The organism is Cobetia sp. MC34 (assembly GCF_018340035.1).
In the GTDB taxonomy this organism is placed as follows: domain Bacteria; phylum Pseudomonadota; class Gammaproteobacteria; order Pseudomonadales; family Halomonadaceae; genus Cobetia; species Cobetia amphilecti.
Map to the genome: position 1 here is coordinate 1 of NZ_JADPPY010000074.1, position 3,021 is coordinate 3,021.

The following is a 3,021-nucleotide window of genomic DNA, read 5'->3' on the forward strand; positions in this document are numbered from 1 at the left end:
TGGTGCATAAGAGACGGTGTCAGCATCGGATCATCCATGAGCGAAAGCTGCTAAATGACCACATGAGGTCCTTTTGGTAAAGCGCTACGAGGCCCGTCGTAGAGCGGTTTTTCATGCATTTTCCCTGATCGTACCTCCAAGTTTTTACATGTCCGGCTCTACCGAATGACCGAGCGGGAACAGGCTACCAAGCTGCTCGAAGATAGGCTTTAACAGCTACCGTATCGAGTCCGTACAGTGCTGATAGACAACGGTATGCAGTTCGCTAAGCGGCGCGGAACAGAGTCTTACAAACCGCCCCCATTTGATGGGCTCTACATCGACATGATTTTGAGCATCGTCTGGTATGCCCTTTCCATCCGTAGGCCAACTGACAGGTTGAACGGATGAATCGGACGATCAGGGAAGCCACCTAGTGCCTGATTATCCGACTATAATCTACATATTATCTATATAATATCAACTGAGCAGTTCAAGATAAAGCTTTTCCTTTTTTAAAATTCTAGCACCCTTGGGCCTGAATACTTTAGCTAATCTTATCATTTTTAATGCGGCAACTATATCACCGCACTCTTCATAGCCGTTAGATAACGATATTAGTATATCAGGCAATGAAGTATCGCTTTTAAGAAGATCGCTCGTATCTTCAAATAATTTAGCTAACATGGCTTTATTTTCAGCAGTATATAGATGATTTTCTGCATGAGAACTTGAAATTTCGGCAACAGAGGAAGTCTCTTGATAGCCGAAAAAAATGCCTTTTGACGTTTTTATAAAATCAATCAAACAGTTATACATAAGCTGCCAAGAAGCCGAATAGCTGATATTCATTGATGTCTTAACTATTTTACCGTGTAAAAAAATCGGAGCCTCAATAATATTTTTATCTGCAATAAACGTAATTAACTTATCTTGATCAAAGTCAAATGTATTGAGAGATCTATTGCAATGGATGACGCCAGGTTTTTTACATATTCTTAGAGGAATAAAGGCACCGGTGCCACCTACACTGATATGAAAATCAATGTCTTTACAAGCTTGAATCTTCGTCGGATAGGTTTCACCTATTAATGATACGAGGGTTGTATTTTTTGATGTTATTCTTTCCCTGATCTCTTCGAAAATAAAGGTATCCTCTTTATTCTCTTCTTTACTCTGTAATGGCGATGTCCAACCATCAACAAAGACGGTTAGATCATCAAAATAATCAGAAAGACGATTGATTATCTCAGAATAACCTTCCACTTGTTGTAACCAAGATCTTTTTTGTCCCGTAATACCAATCCATAATTTGAATGTAGAGATATTACGAGAACTCAAGTTATCGATATCAAAGTCGACATTGGTATCATAAATCCATTTCTCGAACTCTCTGACGTCTTCGTTATGCCAAGAAGAATCGCCTGACTTTCTAGCCCAAGCTCTTATTAAATTTCTTGTCAGGCCACACATTTTGAAATAATAGCCATTCTTGTTTGGAATATACTGCCCTTCATGTAGCAAGCTAATGAACGGATTGTTCGCGTATACACTGTAATTTCTTGATTCACTCGGAATATTTTTTTGATAAAAATAAGCCCAATATAAAGAATCATAAACGTAGTGATAAGGTCGATTATTGGACAATAGGAATCCTGAGAAATCACCATGTCCACGAATATATTCAACTTCAGTTAAATCCTGCTTGAATTCGGAAAGACTTTTAATGACAACTTCAGCTTCGCCGAGATTGATGCCATGAATAACTTTACCTTCTAACAATATTGCAGATACAGCAGATATAACTTGACCCAGGACCCAAGTATATTTAGGATTACACTCACTATCGGTAAACACAACAAAGTTTGTCATATTCACCATAAAACTATATACGCCATACGTATCGACATTACTATATATTGGGTGCTCTATTCTTATCTGATCAACATCTGCTCTACTGGTATAAAACTCTTCAACTATCGACAATTCTAAATCACTATAACTTCTTATAATTTTAATTACTTCTGAATTTTCATTTACGTCGATGTTTCTAACATTACAGAGATTGTCACCCAGAATATTATCGAATTCCGAAAAATGCAATGACTTTGCTTTATCATTACTGCCCGCTTTCAACTTATCACACATATATTTTCCTAGAAAATTTAAAATTTTATACATCTTTATAACAAGAAATGGTTATCGTAGCTTTTTACTTAGATATCGGATTTCGTCTGATTGGTTACAGCGTGATTAAACAGCTCCGGTACTTCGGCCTGTCACTCCATCATTGCTGTAACAGGTGCCCTGTGGTGTAGTCCCTTCAGAGGAATATGGTGATTATATAACCAGTAATACCGCTCGAGAATCTGTTCTATTTGAGTCATAGCCCCAAGTCGCCAGTACATCGCTAATACATCAATTGAAGCGCTCCACCATATCGGTCGTTTGGGGGCGGCTGCCTAGCTTGATCAATCGTTGCTAAATGCCATGGCTCTGACATTCCAGATCGAATAAATGATACCCACTGGGCTTACACTCGCCACCTACTGTGAAGCGCGGAATGTGACAATTTTGAGTTCAGGAATTCACGAGCAACGACAGGTGGATCATCGAGCTCCAACCGTAGTAGTTCACGCGTGGCGATGACTATCTCTTCCTATTCTAAGGTCATAGTCATCTGTAGATTGTGACGCGAGTGGGAACGATCCAGCACATCATCACGATAATGCCAGCGCTGGATAGCTGGATAGTTGAGACGTTGATCCCAAACTGACGAGCGATATCTTTGTTCGTCATGGGGAAAGAGCTGCTTGGATGTTGGCACGGATTTTCGGTGTCGTCGTCACTTGCTTATGCAGCTTGATAGCCATGAAACCTTTTCCGAATAAATTGGGCGGATGCAGGCTCTGAGTCAGGGAAAACGCATGAAAGCTTTCAGACCGCGAGAATGTCAGCAAGATATGTCTCAACCAGTGCCGCTTTCTTCTGTTTCCGCCGAATTCCGCCTTTGAAAGATTTCTCTCCTTTCAGGTAATTCAG

The 3,021-nt window shown here is 40.0% G+C and carries 1 protein-coding gene and 1 pseudogene; both read right to left on the minus strand.

Annotated elements, in window-relative coordinates:
- Positions 1 to 459 precede the first annotated feature (459 nt).
- Entirely contained in the window at positions 460 to 2,127 is a 1,668-nt protein-coding gene (locus tag IZU87_RS17105) for a hypothetical protein (protein ID WP_213115343.1), read from the minus strand.
- A gap of 68 nt (positions 2,128 to 2,195) precedes the next feature.
- Positions 2,196 to 2,852: pseudogene (locus IZU87_RS18220) on the minus strand (helix-turn-helix domain-containing protein).
- Positions 2,853 to 3,021 lie beyond the last annotated feature (169 nt).

What these genes read in the sequence shown, in the direction of transcription:
- IZU87_RS17105 (WP_213115343.1), bottom strand. Translation starts at nt 2,127, where the DNA reads ATGTGTGATAAGTTGAAAGCGGGCAGTAATGATAAAGCAAAGTCATTG.